The sequence below is a fragment of the Rickettsia philipii str. 364D genome, from assembly GCF_000283995.1.
Classification (GTDB): Bacteria; Pseudomonadota; Alphaproteobacteria; order Rickettsiales; family Rickettsiaceae; genus Rickettsia; species Rickettsia rickettsii.
In genome coordinates, this window is the sequence record NC_016930.1 from 145,860 (window position 1) to 168,955 (window position 23,096).

Sequence of the window (23,096 nt, forward strand, 5' to 3'; positions counted from 1 at the left end):
ACCGTCATTGTGAGGACATTGCATAGCAATTGACAAAGCAATCTCAGGAATTTAGTACTGCTGCATGAGATTGCCACGCTCCCTATGGTCGCGCGCAATGACATTGAAATTAAGACATATGGAAATAACACATAATAAATGAACAAAAATATTTTTATTACATTATTAATATCGCTATTGCTGCTTTCTGGTTGTACCGGTGATACTTGTATTGACCCTGATGATTTCGGTTTTATCAAATTCAATGTCTCTGCTAGATATGATCCGGAAGAAATTACTTCAAGACAGGAAGGTAATCAGGTAGCACCATGGCGTGATAGTGCTTATAAAGTAAACGGCTATCCTTTAACCATTATGGTAAGACCGTGGAGTTATATACTTGGCGATAAAAATACTTCAGGTCAGTTATCTGCATGGTGTCCATGGTATGGTCAAAAAAATAACACAACTACTTTGGCTGCTTTTTGCGTTAAGCTACAACCGTGTACTTTTTGGGATAATACTAGACTTGATATGTGTACTCCTAATCCTGCAAATAAAAATGATGCAATGATTAGTAATGCTCCATGTATAATGACAAACGGTGTCGGGCTTTATTTTCTTATTGCCGCTAAAAATACCGATCCCAATATTTCACCGGACTCACAGAGTAAACCGCAAGGTATAACTCAGCATTTAGGAGAGGAGCTTACTTCGGGCTATGAATTTTATAGTACTAGTAGTACAGGACAATTCTTGGAAGCCGGCGGTATAAATTATCAATATAAAGGTGAAGATAAGTCAAAATATGCTCAATCTCCTCTTTATTTTAAGATTATAGATAAATTTTATAATGATAATAGCGGGCAATATAGATTAGTAATAAAGTCCGGAGTTACTGATACTAGACCCGATCCGCTACAATTTTTAACGGATTTAATAAAAGGAGTATTATTTGGTAAGGATGGGATTATAAAGAAAACTTATCAACAAATAATTGATACGTCGGGTTATAGGATGAGTGTCTCGGCTATTTTAACTCTATATATAATGTTTACAGGCTTTTCCTTTTTAATAGGTAATATAAACCTTACTCATGTCGAACTTATAGTTAGAATATTAAAAGTTAGTATAGTCTCAATATTATTAAGTACTGATAAAGCTTGGACATTTTTTCATGATTATTTATTCGTATTTTTTATTGATGGGGTTCAGCAAATACTGCAAATAATTAATGAAGCTTCAGCTACCGGTCCCGGTTCTCAAAGCTTGCTTGGGTTACTTATTGCTCCTCAAACTTTATCTAAATTATTTTCTTTACTATTTGTTGATTGGCTTGGTTTTATATATATCATTCTATATTTAATAGCCTTATATTTTATTTTCTTTCTTATATTTAAAGCCACTATTATCTATCTAACCGCTCTTATAACTATCGGTATGATTATAATTATGGGACCGATATTTATTTGTTTCATGTTGTTTAATATAACTCGTTCGTTATTTGAGAATTGGTTAAGACAATTAATATCATATGCATTACAGCCTATAATTTTATTTACCGGTATCGCTTTTATTTCAATGATCATCAGAACTGAAATATATTCAACGCTTGGTTTTGCAGTATGTAAACATGATTTTCCTAATTTAGGTCCGATAAATGAAATATTCGGTAGCTTCCTTGAGGATATAGATCCAAGCCTGGGTCATTCAATATTTTATTGGTGGTTCCCAGTACCGATGAAAGGCGGTATAAATAATTTCCACAAAGCAAATATATTAGTTCCTAAAGATCATATAATAGTAGATGATTCTTGTAAGAATGACCCTGATAAATGTAAGCATTGTGCTGCGTATGAGTGTATAGATGAACGCTATATTGAATTACCGTTTTTAGATTTAGTTAAAGATGCAAAAAGAATTAGTAATTTTATAAATGGGAAATTTGTCCAACTTGACGGGATATTACTAATTTTTGTGTCTATTTATTTGCTAAGTAAATTTAACGATACTGCTATATCGACGGCACAATTTATTGCCGGTACTTCAGGTAATTTAACAGACATACAAAAAGTTAATCAGCAATCTTATGAATCTGCAGCGAAACAAATGAATAGACCGCTAAATTATGTGGCTAAGACGGTAAGTGCACCTGTAACTAGCCGTGTAAGTGCAGGGAAAGAGCAAGTTCGTATGTTTTTTGCCGAGAAATTTGAAAATATGATGATGGGAAGGCTTGAAAAGCAAGCTCTCGGTTCTTCAGCAAATAAAACCGTACAAAATGAGGTTAAGCGAAAATACGGTATAGATTCTAAAGATGTAAAAATGAATGCTATTACGGATTATGAAAACGGTATTGCAGGATTATTAAAGAATTTACCTAAGGGGAATGAATTAAAAGCAAAAGAACTATCGCACATGAAGTTTACTCAGCTTCGAGATAAAATTGCTGCAAATAAATATGAAGTGAAAGATTACGCTGCTTTAAGTAAAGAACAAAAAGCTGAGCTTGATAAGTCATTAAAAGATGCTAACTTACGTGAACTCGCTAGCGATGCAAACTTTACTAGAGATTATCAAGATGCTTATAAAAATGCTCACCAAGAAATGTCCGGGCGAGGTGTTGGTCTGTTCGGTAAGAATATAGGAGTGCTTAGAAGTTGGCAAGAGATAGAGCATCGTGTTGATACAAAACGTAAATTAAAAGAAGAAAAGCGTGTAGGTATAGGCGAAAAAATATATGCAGGTTATACAGGAATAAAAAGAGGAGCTTTAACTGCAATAGTCGGTAAAGATTTACGTGATGCTTATGAGGGTAATCTAACCAGTGCCGAATGGCATGATTTTGAATATAACGATCCAAGGCTTAGAACTTATAGCGAAAAATTAAAAGATGATGAAAAAGCACGAGAACATGAAGAGCTCCAAATGCATATTAATAAGGAGGCGCTAGCTGCTCAAGCAGATATATTATCACCGGAATATCTAGCAAGACTAGAAAAAGCAGGTAGACATAGTGATGTGGAATATTATCAAGAATTAGCTCAAAGAAAGCTTATTCATGAGGTGCATGGTAGGTTATTTGAGGAAGGTGAACCGGTAATGATGGGCGACAGATTTATGCGTGAGAAAGCTACTGATTCTCAGATGCGCGATATGATAGATAACGCTCATAGAAAACATGCAGAATTTATAGATGGAGATCGATATATTCGTCGCCAAGAGCATTATGATATTATGTACGAGAAAGCCCAGGAAAATTTAGAGCAAACTTATAAAGAGCTTAAAGATCATTTCAAAAGAGATGATATCAAGATCGAAGAAATGCCGGCATTAATAGCACAAAAAGTTAAAGATACCGCCGAGGGAGCTGAAATAGACCAAAAGATTACGGAAGAGCTTAATAACTTTAATGCTGATGTTAAAAATTATGAATATAGTACTGAAGTATTAAATAAAATAGAGGATAGAAAGCAAGCCATTACCGATGAAGTCAATGCTCAGATCGATAAGATTAATAAATATAGAGAAAATGCCAAAATGCAAACCTATGTAAAGCCTATAGTAAACGAGGGTAGAAAGCTAAGAAAATTAGAAGATCATTTAAGAAATATGAAGTAGAATAACTAATAATTGTTTTTTTAAACAATTTGATGAACGATTTTACAGAACTAAGCTCAAATCCTACTAATGGTTTTTTTTTCTGAAGGCAGAGCAGATTCTCCACCGCAAGAACGAAATTGGAAATTATTTAAATGATTGATATATAGCTCTTATGTAATTCCGGTGAAAGCAGGAATCCAGAAAAATAACTTCAATATTGATACAGAAGTTACATATTTGATAAAATAAGCATATAAAAAACAAGTTTTTTTATGCTTTACTGGATGCTCATTTCTGCGGGAATGACATTAAGGGTATTTTCCGAACTACGCAACAATGCCTACACGGAATTCGAATATGCACTGTTGCGTTAATAGCATTTAAGAAATGCCCGCTAAAAACAATAATTAGTTTTCCCTTTATTAATTAACTTATATAATATCTAATTAAGTTAGTGATTAATTTATTAAGGGGTTTATGAAGAAGCAACATATAATAAACGAGACTTTTTTAGATGCCATTCTAGCTAAGAAATTAGGTACTACTTATACTCCTCCAAAAGAAATCAACGATCTTGACTGTGATGAAGCAGCAAAGCATTTCATCGATCTATTACTTAGAGCCGACGGCTTTAAGCCTGTTAAAACTGCAGTAGTTCATCCGATCGATAAAGAATCATTACTCGGTGCAGTTAGAGCGGCACAATTTAATGTAATAAAACCGGTCTTGATTGGTCCACAACATAAAATTGAATCAGTAGCAAAAGTTAATAATGTCGATCTTGAGGATTATCAAGTAATTAATGTTGAGCATAGCCACGAAGCAGCAAAAAAAGCCGTAGAGCTTGCAAAGAAAAAGGAAGTTGCGGCTATTATGCCAAGGGGGGCGCTTCATACTGATAAGCTTATGTCTGCGGTAGTTTATAAGGAGAATGGACTCTACGTACTGAACGTCGTATAAGCCATGCTTTCTTAATGGCAGTTGCTACCTTTCCAAAACCGTTCATTATTACCGATGCTGCTATTAATATTCGTCCTACTCTAGAAGATAAGCGTGATATAGTGCAGAATGCTATTGATTTAATGCATATGATCAGAGAAGACAAGCAGGTTAGAGTTGCGGTATTATCGGTAGTTGAGACGGTAACTTCTGCAATCCCTACAACCCTTGATGCTGCTGCTTTATCGCAAATGGTAGATAGAGGGCAAATTACGAATGCTATGGTTGACGGACCGCTTGCGTTTGATAATGCTATTTCTTTATTTGCTGCAGAAGCAAAAGGCATTAGCTCTTCAGTTTCAGGAAATGCTGATATATTAGTAGTACATGATCTTGAATCAGGCAATATGCTTGCAAAGCAGCTAAAATATTTGGGTCAAGCGGTTATGGCGGGTATCGTTCTTGGAGCCCGTGTGCCTATTATTTTAACAAGTAGAGCCGATCCTATGGATATGCGTATTATTTCCTGTGTACTTGCTTCATTTATTTATAATCACACTAAGGTGAAGCTACATATCCAAGCAGGTAAATAATGAAAAATGTTATTTTAATAGCTAATGCTGGCGCATCTAGTTTGAAAATTTCTATTTTTGAAATTCAGAATGAAAAAGTTAAGGATAAAATTTATAATATTTTTTTAGATAATAAAATATTATTTCATATAAATAAAACACAGGCATCTGCTACTGACATTAAAGATGATGCTATTGAAATGATTATTGATCTTTTTGAAGATTGGTGGAAAAAACAAAAAAATCTCAAGTTAATTGCAACCGGTCGCCGTATTGTCCATGGCGAGAAAATTTTTAATAAACCGGTTATTGTTAATGAAAAAGTTAGTGAAGATTTAAGAGCATTAATACCTCTAAGCCCCTTGCATCAACCTTATAATTTGCAGGTACTGGCTTTATTTCTTCAAAAATATAAAGAAATCTCACATATAGCTTGTTTTGATACGTCGTTTCATTTTACCAATCCTCCTATTACAAAAGCTTTCGGTTTACCGAAAAAATATTATGATAAAGGGATAATTCGTTACGGTTTTCATGGGTTATCATATAAATATGTTAGCAGCCGTTTTAACGAAATGACAAAGGAAGATTTACCTACAAAGACTATTATAGCTCATTTAGGACGCAGTAGTAGTCTATGTGCTATTAAAAACGGTCTTAGTTTAACAAGTTCCATGGGCTTTAGCGTACTTGACGGTGTTATGATGGGTACAAGGACAGGTAACCTTGATCCTGGAGTAGTGTTATATCTTATCGATCATGAGCAAATGACTACGAAAGCAGTAACCGAGTTACTATATAAGAAATCAGGATTACTCGGTATGTCCAGTGAAAGCTCCGATATGCGTACTTTGCTTGCCAGTAACTCACCTGATGCTAAATTTGCTATAGAGTTATTTGTGTATCGCATTGTACTTGAAATAGGTAAGCTAACTGCTGCACTTGAGGGAGTTGATTGTCTAATTTTTACTGCCGGTGTTGGACAGAATTCCGCTGTAATACGAGAAATGATTACTGAAAAACTTTTATGGCTAGGCATTATAGATGATACAAAAAACCAAAAAAATGAGCATCTAATAAGCGCTGAAAGCAGTAAGGTTAAAGTTTTCGCTGTGCCGACAAACGAAGAGCTAATCATCGCTGAGGAAGTGATGAAGTTTTTATAACACAAATTGGTTAATTTTTAATTACTTATACCTCTATTTTTCTTTATTAACTTTTTTTGAAATATATGCAACTATAGATATATTTTTAACTTAAATTTTGGGGGAAGTTATGCCAGAAGATTTTTTGATAAAAAGAAAGCAGAAAAACAAATAAAGGGTATTAAAAATAATAAGATAAATCCATATAATGATGCAATGAAGAAAGATTCTAGAAAAGTGGGTTGATGCAGAGGCAAGTTATAGCTAAAAACGCAGCAGCAGGTTATAAGACAGCATTAAAAATAGAGCAGCAAGCAAAAGAGAAGCAGGTATTAGTTTAGATAAAGATGCTATGAGACGCTTAGAGAAAATAACAAGTCCATTATATAGAAGCTGCTAAGAAAGCAGAATTTCAAAAATTTCAAAGTGATCAAGCTCATAAAACATATAAACAAAAAGCTGAAGCATTTAGGAGTGGTACAACAGCTTCTGCTAAAAAACAAAGAAAAGAAGATTATAGGACAGGTGGGTGGGATAAATAATTAAATTATAATTTTATTGCGTTAATTGGTACTGTCTACTATTTTAAACGTATGTCTATACTTCATGCCACAATCTTAACCGTTTTTCCTGAAATGTTTCCTGGAACTCTAGGACATTCTTTAGCAGGACAAGCACTAAATAAAAATATTTGGTCATATGACGTTATTAATATTCGAGATTTCGGTTTAACTAAGCATAAAAATATTGATGATGAGGCTTATGGCGGTGGTAACGGGCTTATAATGCGTCCTGATGTTCTAGGCAGTAGCATAGATCATGCTCTTGCTTTAAATCCTAATGCTGAAATGTACTATCCTTCACCTCGCGGTAGAGTCTTTACCCAAAGCTTTGCTAAAGAGATGTTAAAAAATAAAAACCTCATATTCTTATGTGGACGTTACGAAGGGATTGACGAACGTGTAATTGAAGAGTATAATGTTAAAGAAATTAGTGTAGGCGACTACATTTTATCCGGCGGAGAAATACCTACTCTCACCATTCTCGATTGCTTAATTAGACTACTGCCAGGTGTTTTAATGAACCAAAATACCTTATCTTCTGAGTCTTTTGAAGAAGACGGGGAATTTAAGGGCGGGCTTGAATGCAGCCTATATACAAGACCTGAAATTTGGCGTAATCGAGCTGTACCGAGTGTTTTGTTATCCGGTAACCACAGGCTAATTAATGAATGGAAAAAAGCGCAATCACATATGATTACTAAATTACGCCGTCCGGAGTTACTTAAAGATTTATAGAGTTAAGGAGTTAAAAAATGAATATTATTGACCGCTTTGAACAGGAAAATATTTCAAAGCGTACTGCAAATAAAAAAATTCCTGATTTTGAAGCCGGCGATACAGTTAAGGTAACTGTTAAAATTGTTGATAGATCGATTGAGAAAGACGGTAAGGAAAAATTAACGGAAAGATTTCAAGCTTATGAAGGTGTAGTTATCGCAAAACGAAATCGCGGTATTACTTCATCTTTCTTAGTACGTAAAATTAGCCACGGTGAAGGAGTCGAAAGACGCTTTATGACTTACTCGCCGATAGTACACTCTATTGATGTAGTAAAATACGGAGTAGTTCGTCGTGCTAAACTTTATTATTTAAGAAATAGAAGCGGTAAGTCGGCTAGAATTAAAGAGAGACATATCCCTATTGCTAAAACTAAGGCAGCAAAAGCTTAAATATATTTGTATCTCTTATGTCATTACTGCGAAAGAGTGCATTGCTACGTGAATACTCAATACGTCATTGCAAGCAGCCGTAGGCTGCATGGCAATCTCATGAAATAATAACAAACTCCTTAGATTGCTTCGTCAATTACTTCGTAATTTCCTCGCAATGACGTATGCCTCAAATCCCTAAAGTATCTCTATAAAGCTCAAGCATAGCGTCCTGCTCGGCAAGTTTATCTTTATCCAATTTCTTTAGTTTCAATATAGATTTCATAGCTTTAACATCAAATCCATGTGAAGAAGCATCTTGGAAGATATCTTTTACTTCTTGAGATAAATCAGCTTTTTCTTGTTCTAATCTTTCTATTTTGCTTATATATTGCTCTAATTGTTCTTTTATTACTACTTCTGACATAAAAAATCATTTAACCTTTTTGAATTTACTATATAATACAAATATAATCCTTATTCAACAAAATATATAATAATGCAAATTTATCCTTTAAGACTTTTACCTAATAAAATCGATTTTGATTTTATGAATTTTAAAAAAGTTAGTTACACTTTTTCAATTATTTTATCACTCATTAGCTTTATTTGGATCGGTATATATAAATTTAATTTCGGTATTGATTTTGCCGGCGGTATAGTTATTGAAGTAAGGCTTGATCAAGCTCCTGATTTGCCAAAAATGCGTGGGGTTCTAGGCAAGCTTGGAATAGGTGAGGTGGTCTTACAGAATTTCGGTAGTGAGCGTGATTTATCGATTAGATTCGGTAGTAGTAGTGAAGAAAATCTCATGAAAAATATTGAGTTCATTAAAGGATCTTTGCAAAGTAATTTTCCGTATAAGTTTGAATATCGTAAGGTAGATTTTGTCGGTCCGCAAGTCGGTAGGCAGTTAATAGAAGCGGGGGCTATGGCGATGTTATTCTCTTTCTTAGCGATTATGGTTTATATTTGGGTGCGTTTTGAGTGGTATTTTGGTTTTGGTATACTGATCGCCTTAGTGCATGACGTAATACTCGCTCTTGGGTTTATGAGTATGACAAAGCTTGATTTTAACTTAAGTACTATTGCTGCAGTGTTAACTATTATAGGTTATTCCGTTAATGATTCGGTAGTAATATATGATAGGATTAGAGAAAATTTACGTAAATATCATAAAAAAAATATCACGGAAATTATAAATTTAAGTATTAATGAGACTTTATCAAGAACTATTTTAACTGTCATTACCACGCTACTTGCCAATTTAGCCCTTATTTTTTTTGGCGGTGAGGCAATCCGTAGTTTTAGCGTACTTGTATTTTTGGGGATAATAGTCGGTACTTATTCCTCAATTTTTATCTCTGCTCCGATACTTACAATGTTTGTTAATAGGAAGTTTAATAAAAAAGTAATAGAAAGGTAAAGAATCGTCATTGCGAGCAGGCATTGTTGCTTGGGCCGGCTTTATTGTCATTGCGAGTGGCCGTAGCCTGCATGACAATCTCAGGATTTTGGCATGAGATTGCTTCGTCAACATTTTCAATTTTTCCTCGCAATGACGTTTTTAAGCCATAACGAGAATAGTTTATGCTAAAAGAAGAAGACAAAATTTTTACTAACCTGCATGGGCAGCAAAGCCATGATTTGAAATCTAGCAAGAAGCGAGGCGATTGGGAGAATACTAAAGCTTTGCTTGATAAAGGTAGAGATTTCATCGTTGAAGAGGTTAAGAAATCAGGGCTTAGAGGGCGAGGAGGTGCCGGATTTTCTACCGGTATGAAATGGTCATTTATGCCTAAAAATTTAGAGAAGTCTTGCTATTTAGTAGTAAATGCCGACGAGTCTGAGCCTGGCACTTGTAAGGATCGTGATATATTAAGGTTTGAGCCGCACAAATTAATAGAAGGTTGCTTGCTTGCAAGCTTTGCTATAGGAGCGAATAATTGTTATATCTATATTAGAGGTGAGTTTTATAATGAAGCCTCTAATATTCAGCGTGCCTTAGATGAAGCCTATAAAGAAGGGTTAATAGGAAAGAATTCTTGCGGTTCGGGCTTTGATTGTAATATTTATTTACATCGTGGGGCGGGTGCTTATATTTGTGGCGAAGAAACGGCATTGCTTGAAAGCTTAGAGGGCAAAAAAGGTATGCCTCGTTTAAAGCCGCCTTTTCCTGCCGGCTTTGGGTTATATGGCTGTCCGACTACTATAAATAATGTTGAGTCTATCGCAGTAGTGCCAACCATTTTAAGACGAGGAGCTAGCTGGTTTGCTGGTATAGGTAAACCTAACAATACGGGCACTAAGATTTTCTGCATATCAGGGCATGTTAACAAGCCTTGTAATGTTGAGGAAGCAATGGGCATTTCGTTAAAAGAATTGATTGAGAAATATGCGGGTGGTGTTCGTGGTGGATGGGATAATCTTAAAGCCATAATCCCGGGCGGTTCTTCTGTGCCTTTACTTCCTAAGTCATTATGTGAAGTAGATATGGATTTTGATAGTTTAAGAACAGCAGGTTCTGGACTTGGTACAGGCGGTATTATAGTTATGGATCAATCTACCGATATTATTTATGCAATAGCAAGGCTTAGTAAATTTTACATGCATGAATCTTGCGGGCAATGTACTCCTTGCCGTGAGGGTACGGGCTGGATGTGGCGAGTTATGATGCGGCTAGTTAAAGGTAATGTCACAAAATCTGAGATAGACGAACTCCTTAACGTTACGAAAGAAATAGAGGGGCATACTATCTGTGCTTTAGGTGATGCGGCAGCTTGGCCGATTCAAGGGCTGATACGCCATTTTAGAAGCGAGATTGAGGCAAGGATAAAGAGTTATAGTGTGGTTTGACTTTTTATCGTCATTGCGAGGAGATATTGCCTGCGTGGATACTAAGCCGTCATTGCGAGCGGCTGAAAGGAGAAAGGAGCGTGGTAATCTCATGAAATAATAACAAACTCCTGAGATTGCTTCGTCAATTACTTTGTAATGTCCTCGCAATGACGATTCCAATTTATAAATAATTAAGAGATTATGCAAACAGATAATACAAAATCAAACACTAATAAAACAGCTAAGCAAGAGTGGGGGTCTTTTGCTTTTGTAATATGTATCGCTTTACTTATTAGAATACTTATTATGGAGCCGTTTACCGTTCCAACCGGGTCTATGAAAGCAACCATACTTGAGAATGACTATATATTTTCTACGAAATATAGTTATGGTTATAGTAATTATTCTTTATCTTTTTTTGATTTTATTCCTCTTTTTAAAGGGCGAATATTTGCTCGTGAACCGGATCGTGGCGATATTGTAGTTTTTCGTCCGCCTAACGATATGAGTGTTAGATATATAAAGCGTTTAATAGGGCTACCCGGCGATAAAATTCAATTGATTGATGATGTAATATATATTAACGACAAAAAAATAGAACGCACGGAAGTTGGAACTTATATAAGCGAAGAGGGAATAAAATATTTAAAGTTTAAAGAAACACTGCCAAACGGTAGAACATATTTTTCTTATAAGCTTGCTCCTATTTATGGCGTTATATATAATGATAGATACGGTAATACGGATGTTTTTTATGTACCTGAAGGGAAATATTTCTTTTTAGGGGATAATAGAGATCAGTCAAATGATAGTAGAGTAAATCTTGGATTTGTACCGTTCGAAAATTTTATTGCTAAAGCACAATTTATTTGGTTCTCAACAAAAATAACTTGGTGGGATAATGATATAGGAGTTATTAATCTAGTACTAAAGTTAAAGCCATGGGTTGAATCTGTTAGGTTAAATCGAATTTTCAGAAATCTTTATAACACGGATGCGTAATGGAATCATTTGAGAAGTTAGAAAAGCTACTTAGCTATAGTTTCAAAAATAAAGAGCTTTTAATAGAGGCGTTAAGTCACCCGTCTTTAAGGCAACATCACGAGTACAAGGATGATAAAGATTATGAACGATTAGAATTTTTAGGTGATGCCGTATTAAATTTAGTAATCACAGAAATTTTATTTAGAAATTTTGCAAATTATAATGAGGGGAATTTAGCTAAAATTAGATCCTATTTGGTTTGCAAAGAAACAATATGCATGGTTGGAGCTAAACTTACTTTAAAAAATTATATAATTATGACTCATGGCGAAGAAGTAGCAGGCGGGCGTGATAATCTTAATAATATAGAAAATGCCACGGAAGCTTTAATTGCAGCTATATATCTTGATAGCAATATTGAAACAACCCATGATATTATCGAGAAGTTATGGGCAGAATTTATAAAAGTTCAGAATTTAACGGATTATGACCCAAAAACTGCTTTACAAGAATGGGCTCAAGCTAGTGATCATCACCTACCTATATATCGTCTGATAAAAAGAGAAGGAGCCTCCCATTCATCGACTTTTACGGTTCTTGTAAAAGTAAAAGATTATGAACAAACAGGCACTGGTCACGCAATAAAAGAAGCAGAGAAAAACGCAGCACGCAGCTTATTGCATAGACTTAAAAATGACTAATAGACATCTTGCCAAATTCGCTTATAGAGAGGAATTTAAAGGAGACACGGAAGCACTTGCCGCCGCAGTACGCGAGGATGCGAGTACTGGATCGACGTCTAAATTACCTCTAGAAGTGAAGTTTGGGAAGATGTCTAATCAGAAAACGGTATCGGTTTGTATAATCGGGCAACCTAATAGCGGAAAATCAACTTTATTAAACAGAATAATCGGTGAGAAGCTTTCAATTGTTACCCCAAAAGTTCAAACTACTAGGTCAATTATTACCGGTATTATTACCTTAAAAGATACACAGGTAATTTTATACGATACGCCCGGTATATTTGAGCCGAAAGGGAGCTTAGAGAAAGCAATGGTAAGATGTGCGTGGTCTAGTTTGCATAGTGCGGATTTAGTTCTGTTAATTATTGATAGTCTAAAGTCGTTTGATGATATAACGCATAATATTTTAGATAAGCTTCGCTCACTTAATATTATTCCGATATTTTTATTGAACAAAATAGACATCGAATCAAAATATCTAAATGACATTAAAGCTTTTTTAACAGAAAATTATCCTGATAGCTTGCTTTTGCCTATATCTGCTTTATCAGGCAAAAATATTGATGGATTACTTGAATATATAACAAGTAAGGCCAAAATTTCTCCTTGGCTTTATGCGGAAGACGACATAACGGATTTACCTATGCGTTTTATTGCAGCAGAAATTACAAGAGAGCAGTTATTTTTAAATTTGCAGAAAGAACTCCCTTATAAATTAACCGTACAAACCGAAAAATGGGAAGATCTTAAAGACAAATCCGTAAAGATTAATCAAGTTATAGTAGTTTCAAGAGAGAGCTATAAAACTATAATACTCGGTAAAAACGGCTCTAAAATCAAAGAAATAGGAGCAAAATCCCGAATGCAAATGGAGAGGTTTTTTGGATTTCCTGTTCATTTATTTTTATTCGTTAAGGTGCGTGAGCTGTGGGAGAATAATCAAGAATTTTATCAGTATATGAAGATATAAAGCTGTCACTCTGTGGCTTGACAGGCTTTGTTGGATCGTTTTCGATTTCATTCCCCCAAAAGCGGGCATGACATAAAAGCCATATAATAATGCCAATAAAAATAACATTAAATAATCATGATAATACTTGGAATTGATCCGGCACTTGGGAGTCTTGGATGGGCAGTAGTGGCAAAGGAGACCGCACAGTTGAAATATTTAGCTAGTGGTATTATTAGAACAAATAGTAAGGATGCAATGCATCATAGACTTGCTTTTATTAATAGTACATTAGAAAAAGTAATATTAGAATATCAACCAAATATGGCAGCGATTGAAGAAACATTTGTTAATACTAATAGCGTGACTTCTTTAAAGCTTGGATATGCTAGAGGGGCGATAATGTCGCTGATCGGTAGATATAATTTGGACATGCGCGAGTTTAAGCCAAATACGGTAAAAAAAACCGTAACAGGATATGGGCATGCAGAGAAAGACCAAATGTTGCATATGATAAAGCTTTTGCTGTCTGGCACTGCCTTAATTACCAATTCTGATGAAGCTGACGCCGTAGCGATTGCCTATACCTGCTTAGTTACAAAAAATTATTAAAATGAATCCAATAATAATATTAGTTGCCCCGCAAATGGGTGCGAATATCGGTGCTACTGCAAGAGCAATGAAGAATTTTGGCTTAAATGAGCTTAGAATCGTGGCTCCAAGAGACGGCTGGCCTAATGAGCAAGCACGTAGTAATGCAGTCGGAGCGGTTAATATTATAGATCATGCAAAAATTTTTGATAGCCTAGAGGATAGCATTAAAGACCTCGAATATTTATATGCTACTACTTGCATTAAAAGGGCTATGAATAAAGATTATGTATTTTCACAAAATTTACCTTTAGATTATCCAAATTCTGAAAAAGTCGGGATAATGTTCGGACGGGAAAATAATGGGCTTAGCAACGAAGAAATCGCATTTGCTAATAAGATTATCACTATTAATACAACCGAATTTAGCTCATTAAACATTGCTCAAGCGGTTATTATTATATGCTATGAGTTGTTGCGTAATTCTACGCCCAGAGAGGATGTACATAACATTCAAAAATTAGCTACTAAAGAAGAAATAGAGCATTTTTTAGTAAATTTATTCGGCAAACTCGATAAAGCTGGATTCTTCAAGGCTCCCGACAAAAAAACTGCTATGCAACAAAATATCACTAATATATTTACACGTATAAATAGTCTCTCTTCCCCTGAAGTCCAAACTCTGCAAGGTATTATTAAATCTTTAAATCAATGATATTTAGTAATTTCTTAAGTTCAGGAACATAATTTCTTATTCGGTTATATATTTCATCAGCAAGCTTTTTATCGTAAGTATAAGATATCATATTACGATCAGTGAGCATATAAATCCATAAACTCTCATCATTTATAATACCGGCAACAAACGCTTCCTTTATCACTTCTTTAGGATAGTGAAGAAATGTGCCTTTTTGAGAAAAATATTCTTTTAAAAACTTCCAAGCGAGTTCAAAAGTAAATTCAAATCTTTGTATAGTGGCATCAATATAAGCCCCTATCTTCTGTTGTCGGTTTTAAATAAATATCTTCAAGCGTCATAAAAGCTTTACGAAATTTTTCAAGTTTAAGGTTTATTTTTGACATATATAATTTTTTTCTTTTAATATATTTTTATAAAGTTCAGAGCTTATTTTAGTACTTTCAAACCTTACACAATCTATTTTTAAAAGCGTGTCGGCATTCTCTATAAATTGCAATATCAATATCAGAACGCTCATCGTTATCCCCTCTAGCATGAGAAGCCAAAAAGCCATATTGCGTTGATAAACGGTAAAGATTTTAGCTTATTAATGAATATATATGATTGTATATCTTTATTCATATAATTACCAGCTTTTGATTAAAGATTTAATAATTTCAGCTACTCTTTCTGCTTCATTTAAGGGTTTGTAGCTATATTCTTCTAGAGCAATAGCCGACTTATCAAAAATTCTTGCTATCTTCTGTTCTACTAACTGCTTTATAAAAATCTTATGCTTTGAAGAATTAAAGTTTGGTGGGCAGAATATATAAAGAGGCTTGCCGCTTGAAGCTGCTTCACTGCACATTGAGATTGAGTCGGCCGTAGAGATTATATATTTTGCCTTGGATAGCATAGCTATATAAGGATTATAGCCTGCGTCTTCGTTCGGGTAATAAATAATTGTGGAGGACGGCATATTATTTTTAATAATTGATTTTACATTGTGTGGTGTACGTCTACTAAAACTAATAAAAAAAGGTATTTTTTGATTAGTATATATTTTATTTAATAATGAAGCAAATAAAACTGCTTCATCTTCATGGAAATTAAATTTTTTATTATTCCCACCGATTATCACTGCAATAAACTGTTTAAGAGTAGGATAATGTTTTTGGAGTTCCAAGTTCGCTGCGGCGAACTGTTCAGTTACGTTGTTGATAGCTCCGTTGATGGGGATGATGTTTTTAAAGTCGTCATTGCGAGGAAATACGAAGTATTGACGAAGCAATCTAGTAAAAAAGCCCTGAGATTGCTTCAGCCACTTTGTGGCTTCGCAATGACGTTGGTCATGATAAGGCAGAATAACGGCATCAAATGCATTGTAAGGAAGATTAGGCTGCATTATTTGTATTAACTTGATATCTTTAAATTTCTTTTTTAAATAAAATGCTAGTACTGCAGTTCTTCTTCCAGCGGTAATTATCATATCAGGCGGGGACTTATCCAAAAGATACTGCAATAGCTCACTTTTTATATGAATAGGATAATATTTTAGTAAAAAGTTCGGTAGCTTAGCTAAGCAATTATATTCAAGCTTAATTGTTGTATATTCTTCCGTTAATTTTTCAGCAAGTGCAATAGCCTGATGGGTGTTGCCTGTTCTATCATCCCCCAATACGTGTATTTTCATTGTAAATACTTCTCTAAAGGTAATGTTAATAAGTTTGTTAGAGGTAGTGATTTATCGCAAGCCTCGGCTATTTGTGGTGTGATCGGAATTTGAGCGATTAGTGGTATATTATATTTTTGTGATAAATGTCCTCCACTATTATTTTTAAGCATATAGCTCATATTCTCAATTATTCCCAAAATAGGTAAATTTAGTTTTTGATATAAATCTATAGAACGTATTACGTCTATTTCTGATATTTTTTGTGGTGTAGTTACGATTATTACGCCGTCTAAATGATAATTTTCTAGTATACTTAAATGAATATCACCTGTTCCCGGCGGCATATCGATAATTAAATAATCTAAATTATCCCATTTTGTTACCGATAATAATTGATAAATAGTCTTACTCGCCATAGGACCACGCCAAATAATTGCCGAGCGGTCTTTAACGAAGAAGCCTATAGATATAATTTCGATGCTTTGAGCAAGTACCGGTATTATTCGTCCATCTTTCGTTTGCGGTACTTCGTTAATGCCGAATATATGAGGAATTGACGGACCGTAAATATCCGCATCTACTATCCCAACTCGGTAATTTGCTAGACTTAACTGCTGAGAGATAAGAGCCGATATTGTAGATTTTCCGACTCCGCCTTTACCTGACGCTACTAAGATAATTTTTTTTACATTTTCTACAAAATGTTTTGGTTTTTGAACTTTTTTCTCCATCGGTTTAATTTCGGTAAAAACAATTGTTATTTTATTTACTTCCGAAATCTCGTTAAGTTTATTCATTGCCTTAAGTCTAATTTCTTCGGCTTCTAACTTGTTTTTACCTGATATATCTATTGAGAAACCGATATTATTACCTTTAATTATAATATCCGATATAACTTCATTTAAAAAAGTACCGTCTTTAAAGGTAATATGCTGAATTTTATCTATAATTTGTCGTTGGTGTAAATTCGCCATAATTAAATTTCCTTATTTAAAGCTGTTTAAGCTCGTAACTTGACGTTATATACTATAATATATATAATTATCTCATCTTTAAAAATAATATAAAACAATAAAGCAAATGCTTAATAAAAAACATATCTCAATTTTAAAAAAATCCCCATGGAAAGATTTTGAGTCTGATAAAGAAGATAACATATTCACAAGGCCGCGTAAAAATCAATTTAATTTTGATCAATTTCAATTCCCATTTAATTTCAATGCTAAAACAATAATTTTAGTTGTTGTTGCAGTGGTTGCTTTATGGCTCGCTTCGGGTATTTATGAAATAAAAGAAGGCGAAGAAGCAGCGGTAATAAGATTTGGGCGTTTTGTGCGTAAGGGCTACCCCGGGCTTAATTATCATTTACCGGCACCTTTTGAAACGATAATAGTTGAGAAAGTTAAACAATCACGTCGGATTGAGATTGGTTATCGTACAAATAGCTCTCTGCGTAGCGGTGGCGATAATACTAAAAATATTGCCGGTGAAAGTATAATGCTCACCGGTGATGAAAATATCATTGCTTTAAATTGTGATGTAATGTGGCATATTAATAATCTTGAAGATTTTATTTTTAACGTACAAAGACCTGCAGAAACAGTAAAAGCAACAGTCGAGAGTGCCGTTAGGGAAGTCATAGGTAATACTCCTATTTCTTGGGTATTATCCGATCAAAAGCAGGAGATTACTTATAAAATAGAGAAATTAGCACAGAAGATATTGGATAGTTATAATGCCGGCGTTATGATTGAGAAAGTACAATTATTAAAAGCCGAGCCGCCTGCCGAAGTAATAGACGCTTATAGAGACGTGCAAACTTCAAAAGCAGATAAAGAAAAAGAAATAAATCAAGCTCAAGCCTATAATAATAAGATTTTGCCGGAAGCTAGAGGAGCGGCTGCAAAGATTATACAAGAAGCAGAAGGTTATAGAGCAGAAGTTATATCGAAAGCAGAAGGTGATAGCCAAAGATTTAATGCTATTTATAAACAATATGCTACAGGTAGGCAAGTAACTAGAGATAGATTATATTTAGAAGTAGTCGAAGAGGTATTAGGCAGTTCAAATAAAACGATTATTAATAATGCACTATTGCCGCACATGGCTATTAAACCATAGGGGTGCTATGTCATTCCCGCTTTTGCGGGAATGACATCAAGCGTATTTTTCACGCTATACACAAATGACATCTAAACAACAAGGAATATTAAATGCAACAAAAGATTTATTATATAATTTTTACAATTGTTTTTGGGCTGATACTGATTTCTAGCTCCTTATTTTCAGTTGACCAACGCCAATCTGCAGTAGTATTCCAGTTTGGTGAGGCAGTTAGAACTATAGAAAATCCAGGACTGAATATTAAAATCCCGTTTATTCAAAATGTTGAATTTTTTGATAAGCGTCTTTTAGATGTTGAGGTTGAGGCAAAAGAATTAACGGCTGCTGACGGTAAACGAGTTATTGTTGATGCCTACGCCAAATTCCAAATTAATAATCCCGTAATGTTTTATAAAACGGTACATGATTATCAAGGTGTGAAAATTAGGCTGACTCGTAATCTTGAATCGTCAATGCGTAAGGTGATAGGTAAAATCTCGCTAAGTAGCCTTTTAAGTCAGGAACGTAGTAATGTAATGTTAAATATCTTAAATCAAGTGGACGGTGAAGCTAAAAGCTTCGGTATTGATGTTGTAGATGTTAGAATTTTAAGAGCAGACTTACCAAAAGAAAATAGTGCGGCTATTTATCGTCGTATGCAAACGGCACGTGAAAAAGAAGCAACCCAAATTAGAGCGGAAGGACAAGAAGAAAGCGTGCGTATTCGTTCAAAAGCAGATAAAGAAAGTAAAATAATACTTGCGAAAGCTTATCGAGATGCACAAATTATTAAAGGTGACGGCGATGAGAAAGCGGCAAAAATATATAATTCTGCTTATTCAGTTGATCCGGAATTTTATAAATTTTATAGATCACTTTTAGTATATAAAAATTCTTTAAAGAAAGAGAATACTAATTTTGTAATTTCACCGGATGCTGAAGTTTTAAAATATCTAAATCTTACTAAGTAGTATACTAGTCTATCTATTTTTATTTACGGAGTATATGGTTAATCTGAAAATAGTTATTGTTATAATAGTTTTAATATCAAGTAACGTTGTTCTAGCAAAAGAAAATAGTAAGTCTTTAAAAGTAGCAGCTCAAGAAGAGAATGAATTTACGGAAATAAATTCTGCTCCTTTAAAAGTAAGTGAAGCCGCTCGTTATAGCTTTGCCGATATAGTGGAACCGTTAATTCCTGCCGTCGTTAATATTTCAACAATAGAATATGTTAATAGTAAATCGGAAAATGCCGAGAAAGATCCTCTGCAAGAAAAAGTTAATGATTTTTTAGAAAAGCTTAATATACCGCTGAATTTGGAAGAGGTTGATCAAACTCTGAAAAGTGTCCCGCTTGGTTCAGGATTTATTATTGAACCTAACGGCTTAATAGTGACAAACTATCATGTAATTGCAAATGTTGATAAAATTAATATAAAACTTGCAGATAATACCGAATTATCGGCTAAATTAATAGGTAACGATACTAAAACCGATTTAGCTCTCTTAAAAATAGATAGCGAGGAACCTCTACCTTTTGTTGAGTTTGGAGATTCAAATGATGCAAGAGTAGGAGATTGGGTTATTGCGATCGGTAATCCGTTCGGTAATCTAGGCGGTACGGTGACAAGTGGTATTATTTCTTCTAAAGGGCGGGATATCGATATAGATACGGACAATATAGTCGATAATTTTATTCAAACGGATGCTGCAATTAATAACGGTAATTCCGGTGGTCCTATGTTTAATTTGGATCAGAAAGTAATCGGCGTAAATACGGCAATTTTTTCACCGCTCGGTACTAATATAGGTATCGGTTTTGCAATACCGTCAAATACTGCAAAGCCTATAATCGAACGTCTTAAGAAAGATGGAAAAGTAAGTAGAGGACGCCTTGGAGTAACAATACAAGATTTAACCGAGGAAATTTCTGAAGGGCTAGGACTTAAAAATACTAGGGGGGTGTTAGTAGCTAAAGTACAAGAAGACGGTCCAGGTGATAAAGCGGGAATTAAAACAGGTGATATAATAATAGAGTTTGCAGATATACCGGTTAAAAATACTAAAAAATTACGTGTAATTATTGCAGATGCTCCTATTGATCAGGAAGTAAAAGTAAAAATACTTCGTGATAAAAAGGAGCTTGAGTTACCTATTAAAGTTACTTCGGATAATGAAGAGGTTACCAAAGATTCTACAGAAGAGACCAATAAGAAAGAAATAACAAATAAAGAAGAAAATAATTTATCTATTACTAAAAATAATATTACTTTTGGTAATTTGACTGAAGAACTAAGACAAAAATATACTATTCCTCAAGATAAAATGGGAATAGTGATAACCAATATTGATGAAGAAGAAAGTAGCTTCAAAATTGGTGATCTGATAACCAATATTAATCAGGAAAGCATAGACGATATAAGTAAGCTAGAAGAATTATATGACAATGCTAAAAAATCAGATAAGCAAAATATTTTGCTCTTGATTGAAAGGGGGAGTAGTAATATGTTCGTACCATTGCAGGTTATGTAGTTTTCTATGTTATTTCCACGAAGGAAAAATAATCTTAACATTGATACAAAAATTACATATTTAATAAAATAAAGCTATAAAAATAAGTTTTTTATAGCTTTTGCTGGATTCCCGCCTTCGCGGGAATGACATAGAATGTAAAAATAATACCTAAATAATTTATGAATGAAAAAATAGCAATTTTAAGTGCATATAGTTTTGTTAATATAGAAGAACCAGCGAATTTGATACCGAAACTTTTGCTTCTCGGTAAAAGAAAATATATTAGAGGTACTATTTTATTAGCTAATGAAGGCTTTAACGGTTCTTTTTCAGGTTCATATGAAAATGTAAATCTTGTACTTGAAGAATTGATAAAGCTGACCGGTCCCAAAGATGTTAACGTTAAAATAAATTATAGTGATGTTCATCCTTTTCAGAAATTGAAAGTCAGACTGAAGAAAGAGATCGTAGCAATGAACGTTGATGATTTAAATGTTGATTTGTTTAAAGGCGAATATATAGAGCCGAAAGATTGGGATGAATTTATCACAAAACAAGATGTTATAGTAATAGATACTCGAAATGATTATGAAGTAGAGGTTGGTACATTTAAATCAGCAATTAATCCTAATACCAAAACATTTAAACAATTTCCTGCTTGGGTTCAGCAGAATCAAGAATTGCTCAAAGGTAAGAAAATTGCTATGGTTTGTACAGGTGGTATCAGGTGTGAAAAAGCCACCAGCTTACTTAAAAGCATAGGTTATAATGAGGTATATCATTTAAAGGGTGGAATACTGCAATATCTAGAAGATACACAAAACAAGAACAATTTATGGCAAGGTGAATGTTTTGTCTTCGATGATAGGAGAGCAGTGACAGATGATTTATCGCCTGTAGAAAGACATTGGTTGCAGAGATAGATGTCGTTGACCGATTGAAACGTGTAGTATGTCATTCCCGCGAAAACAGGAATCCAGAAAAAAGAGAGCTTTTAATTTTAAAAATGCAGTATAGTTGTATTTTTTAATTACTGGATTCCTGCTTCCGCGGGAATGACATAACCCTTTGTTTATTTATTAGAAATATATGACTAAAACCAAACAAGAAATTTATAATAAGCGTCCAACTTCACCACATTTAACTATATATAAGCCACAAATAAGTTCTACATTATCAATTTTGTATCGTATGACCGGCGTAGCTTTGTTTTTTGCGGTGTCAATCTTGGTGTGGTGGTTGATTCTTAGTAAATATGACAATAATTATTTACAGCTTGCTGAATGCTGTATTATAAAAATATGCTTAGTAGCTGTTAGCTACGCTTGGTTTTATCATTTATGTAACGGCATTCGGCATTTATTTTGGGATATCGGTTACGGTTTTTCTATAAAATTGGTTAATATCACCGGTTGGTGTGTAGTGTTAGGATCTGTATTATTAACGGTATTGTTATGGGTGTAGTAATTAAAAATGTCATTGCGAGGAGATGCGTAGCATCGACGTGGCAATCTCAGAAATAATAACAAATGCCTGAGATTGTTTCGTCAATTGCTATGCAATTTCCTCGCAATGACGAAAAGCTAAAACAAATAATAGAGAAAATTAATGGTATATGATTTTAAAGCAGAAATTGTAAAAGCAAAAAATAGCGGTTCTGCTAAAAGCGGTTCTCATCATTGGTTATTGCAAAGAGTAACGGGGATTATATTAGCTTTATGTTCTGTGTGGCTAATATATTTTACGTTAACCAACAAAAATAATGATATAAATATTATTATGTGGGCACTTAAAAAGCCTTTTAATGTAGTAGCTTTGTTAATTACGGTGGTTATTTCGTTGTATCATGCGATGCTTGGTATGCGTGTAGTAATTGAAGATTATATAAGTTGTCACAAATTACGTAATACATTGATTATAATAGTGCAATTATTTTGCATTGTTACTATTGTAGCTTTTGTAGTAGCGCTGTTTTATAAAGGATAAAAATTGTCATACCGCGGCTTGACCGCGGTATCCAGAAAACAATATTGTGTATTGAATTACTGGACTCCGTGGTCAAGCCATGGGG

Annotated in this window: 21 protein-coding genes and 1 pseudogene; 18 read left to right on the forward strand and 4 right to left on the reverse strand. The window is 34.1% G+C overall.

Annotated features, from left to right (window positions below; all coding sequences use genetic code 11):
* Nucleotides 1-138: 138 nt before the first annotated feature.
* The 5 genes and pseudogenes from RSA_RS00730 (at nt 139) to rplS (ending at nt 7,970) form a co-directional block, all read left to right on the forward strand.
* Complete coding sequence (locus tag RSA_RS00730) at nt 139-3,600, forward strand: type IV secretion system protein (protein ID WP_014364400.1); 3,462 nt, start codon at nt 139-141, stop codon at nt 3,598-3,600.
* A 459-nt stretch (nt 3,601-4,059) separates the two neighbouring features.
* Nucleotides 4,060-5,114: pseudogene (locus RSA_RS00735) on the forward strand (phosphate acetyltransferase).
* Complete coding sequence (locus tag RSA_RS00740) at nt 5,114-6,259, forward strand: acetate/propionate family kinase (RefSeq protein ID WP_014364401.1); 1,146 nt, start codon at nt 5,114-5,116, stop codon at nt 6,257-6,259. The pseudogene RSA_RS00735 and the gene RSA_RS00740 overlap by 1 nt, the downstream one beginning before the upstream one ends.
* Nucleotides 6,260-6,831: 572 nt before the next feature.
* On the forward strand, nt 6,832-7,536 hold the full coding sequence (gene trmD, locus RSA_RS00745) for a tRNA (guanosine(37)-N1)-methyltransferase TrmD (protein ID WP_012150369.1): 705 nt from the start codon (nt 6,832-6,834) through the stop codon (nt 7,534-7,536).
* 17 nt (nt 7,537-7,553) lie between these two features.
* On the forward strand, nt 7,554-7,970 hold the full coding sequence (gene rplS, locus RSA_RS00750; RefSeq protein WP_012150370.1) for a 50S ribosomal protein L19: 417 nt from the start codon (nt 7,554-7,556) through the stop codon (nt 7,968-7,970).
* 169 nt (nt 7,971-8,139) lie between these two features.
* Here the strand turns inward: rplS and RSA_RS00755 are convergent, their stop codons facing one another.
* Nucleotides 8,140-8,376, reverse strand: coding sequence for a DUF2312 domain-containing protein (locus RSA_RS00755; RefSeq protein WP_012150371.1), 237 nt, complete (start codon nt 8,374-8,376; stop codon nt 8,140-8,142).
* A gap of 72 nt (nt 8,377-8,448) precedes the next feature.
* On the opposite strand from RSA_RS00755, the gene secF reads away from it, so the two are divergent.
* The 7 genes from secF (at nt 8,449) to RSA_RS00790 (ending at nt 14,769) form a co-directional block, all read left to right on the forward strand.
* Nucleotides 8,449-9,375, forward strand: a complete 927-nt coding sequence (gene secF / locus RSA_RS00760; RefSeq protein ID WP_014364402.1) for a protein translocase subunit SecF — start codon at nt 8,449-8,451, stop codon at nt 9,373-9,375.
* Between the two features lie 164 nt (nt 9,376-9,539).
* Nucleotides 9,540-10,805 (forward strand): NADH-quinone oxidoreductase subunit NuoF, encoded by a 1,266-nt coding sequence (gene nuoF / locus RSA_RS00765; protein WP_014364403.1) that lies wholly within the window; start codon nt 9,540-9,542, stop codon nt 10,803-10,805.
* 183 nt (nt 10,806-10,988) lie between these two features.
* Nucleotides 10,989-11,789 (forward strand): signal peptidase I, encoded by an 801-nt coding sequence (lepB, locus tag RSA_RS00770; RefSeq protein ID WP_012150374.1) that lies wholly within the window; start codon nt 10,989-10,991, stop codon nt 11,787-11,789.
* The gene (gene rnc / locus RSA_RS00775) at nt 11,789-12,472 is read left to right on the forward strand and encodes a ribonuclease III (protein WP_004996667.1); all 684 of its coding nucleotides are present in this window, start codon (nt 11,789-11,791) and stop codon (nt 12,470-12,472) included. The genes lepB and rnc overlap by 1 nt, the downstream gene beginning before the upstream one ends.
* On the forward strand, nt 12,465-13,484 hold the full coding sequence (gene era, locus RSA_RS00780; RefSeq protein ID WP_014364404.1) for a GTPase Era: 1,020 nt from the start codon (nt 12,465-12,467) through the stop codon (nt 13,482-13,484). Before rnc ends, era begins: the two co-directional genes overlap by 8 nt.
* Before the next feature lie 117 nt (nt 13,485-13,601).
* On the forward strand, nt 13,602-14,075 hold the full coding sequence (ruvC, locus tag RSA_RS00785) for a crossover junction endodeoxyribonuclease RuvC (protein ID WP_012150376.1): 474 nt from the start codon (nt 13,602-13,604) through the stop codon (nt 14,073-14,075).
* A gap of 1 nt (nt 14,076) precedes the next feature.
* Nucleotides 14,077-14,769, forward strand: coding sequence for an RNA methyltransferase (locus RSA_RS00790; protein ID WP_014273181.1), 693 nt, complete (start codon nt 14,077-14,079; stop codon nt 14,767-14,769).
* On the opposite strand, the gene RSA_RS07015 is transcribed toward RSA_RS00790, so the two are convergent.
* The 3 genes from RSA_RS07015 to RSA_RS00810 form a co-directional block, all read right to left on the reverse strand.
* Complete coding sequence (locus tag RSA_RS07015; RefSeq protein ID WP_329517986.1) at nt 14,750-15,052, reverse strand: HI0074 family nucleotidyltransferase substrate-binding subunit; 303 nt, start codon at nt 15,050-15,052, stop codon at nt 14,750-14,752. The genes RSA_RS00790 and RSA_RS07015 overlap by 20 nt on opposite strands.
* A 327-nt stretch (nt 15,053-15,379) precedes the next feature.
* Nucleotides 15,380-16,426, reverse strand: a complete 1,047-nt coding sequence (locus RSA_RS00805) for a mitochondrial fission ELM1 family protein (protein WP_014364405.1) — start codon at nt 16,424-16,426, stop codon at nt 15,380-15,382.
* Entirely contained in the window at nt 16,423-17,382 is a 960-nt protein-coding gene (locus RSA_RS00810; RefSeq protein WP_014364406.1) for an Mrp/NBP35 family ATP-binding protein, read from the reverse strand. The genes RSA_RS00805 and RSA_RS00810 overlap by 4 nt, the downstream gene beginning before the upstream one ends.
* 106 nt (nt 17,383-17,488) lie before the next feature.
* Between RSA_RS00810 and hflK the strand changes: the two genes are divergently transcribed.
* The 6 genes from hflK to sdhD all read left to right on the forward strand — a co-directional run bounded on the left by hflK (nt 17,489) and on the right by sdhD (nt 23,011).
* Nucleotides 17,489-18,529 carry an FtsH protease activity modulator HflK gene (hflK, locus tag RSA_RS00815; protein WP_014364407.1) on the forward strand — a complete coding sequence of 347 codons (1,041 nt, stop codon included), beginning with the start codon at nt 17,489-17,491 and terminating at the stop codon, nt 18,527-18,529.
* A 92-nt stretch (nt 18,530-18,621) separates the two neighbouring features.
* Complete coding sequence (gene hflC, locus RSA_RS00820; RefSeq protein ID WP_004996654.1) at nt 18,622-19,482, forward strand: protease modulator HflC; 861 nt, start codon at nt 18,622-18,624, stop codon at nt 19,480-19,482.
* Between the two features lie 34 nt (nt 19,483-19,516).
* Nucleotides 19,517-21,043, forward strand: coding sequence for a Do family serine endopeptidase (locus tag RSA_RS00825; protein WP_014364408.1), 1,527 nt, complete (start codon nt 19,517-19,519; stop codon nt 21,041-21,043).
* Between the two features lie 161 nt (nt 21,044-21,204).
* A complete protein-coding gene (locus RSA_RS00830; RefSeq protein ID WP_014364409.1) occupies nt 21,205-21,948 on the forward strand; it encodes an oxygen-dependent tRNA uridine(34) hydroxylase TrhO in 744 nt (247 codons plus the stop codon).
* Between the two features lie 166 nt (nt 21,949-22,114).
* On the forward strand, nt 22,115-22,489 hold the full coding sequence (gene sdhC, locus RSA_RS00835) for a succinate dehydrogenase, cytochrome b556 subunit (protein ID WP_012150385.1): 375 nt from the start codon (nt 22,115-22,117) through the stop codon (nt 22,487-22,489).
* Nucleotides 22,490-22,633: 144 nt separating this feature from the next.
* Nucleotides 22,634-23,011: a succinate dehydrogenase, hydrophobic membrane anchor protein gene (gene sdhD / locus RSA_RS00840; protein WP_012150387.1), complete on the forward strand. Its 378-nt coding sequence runs from the start codon at nt 22,634-22,636 to the stop codon at nt 23,009-23,011.
* The last annotated feature ends 85 nt before the right edge of the window (nt 23,012-23,096 follow it).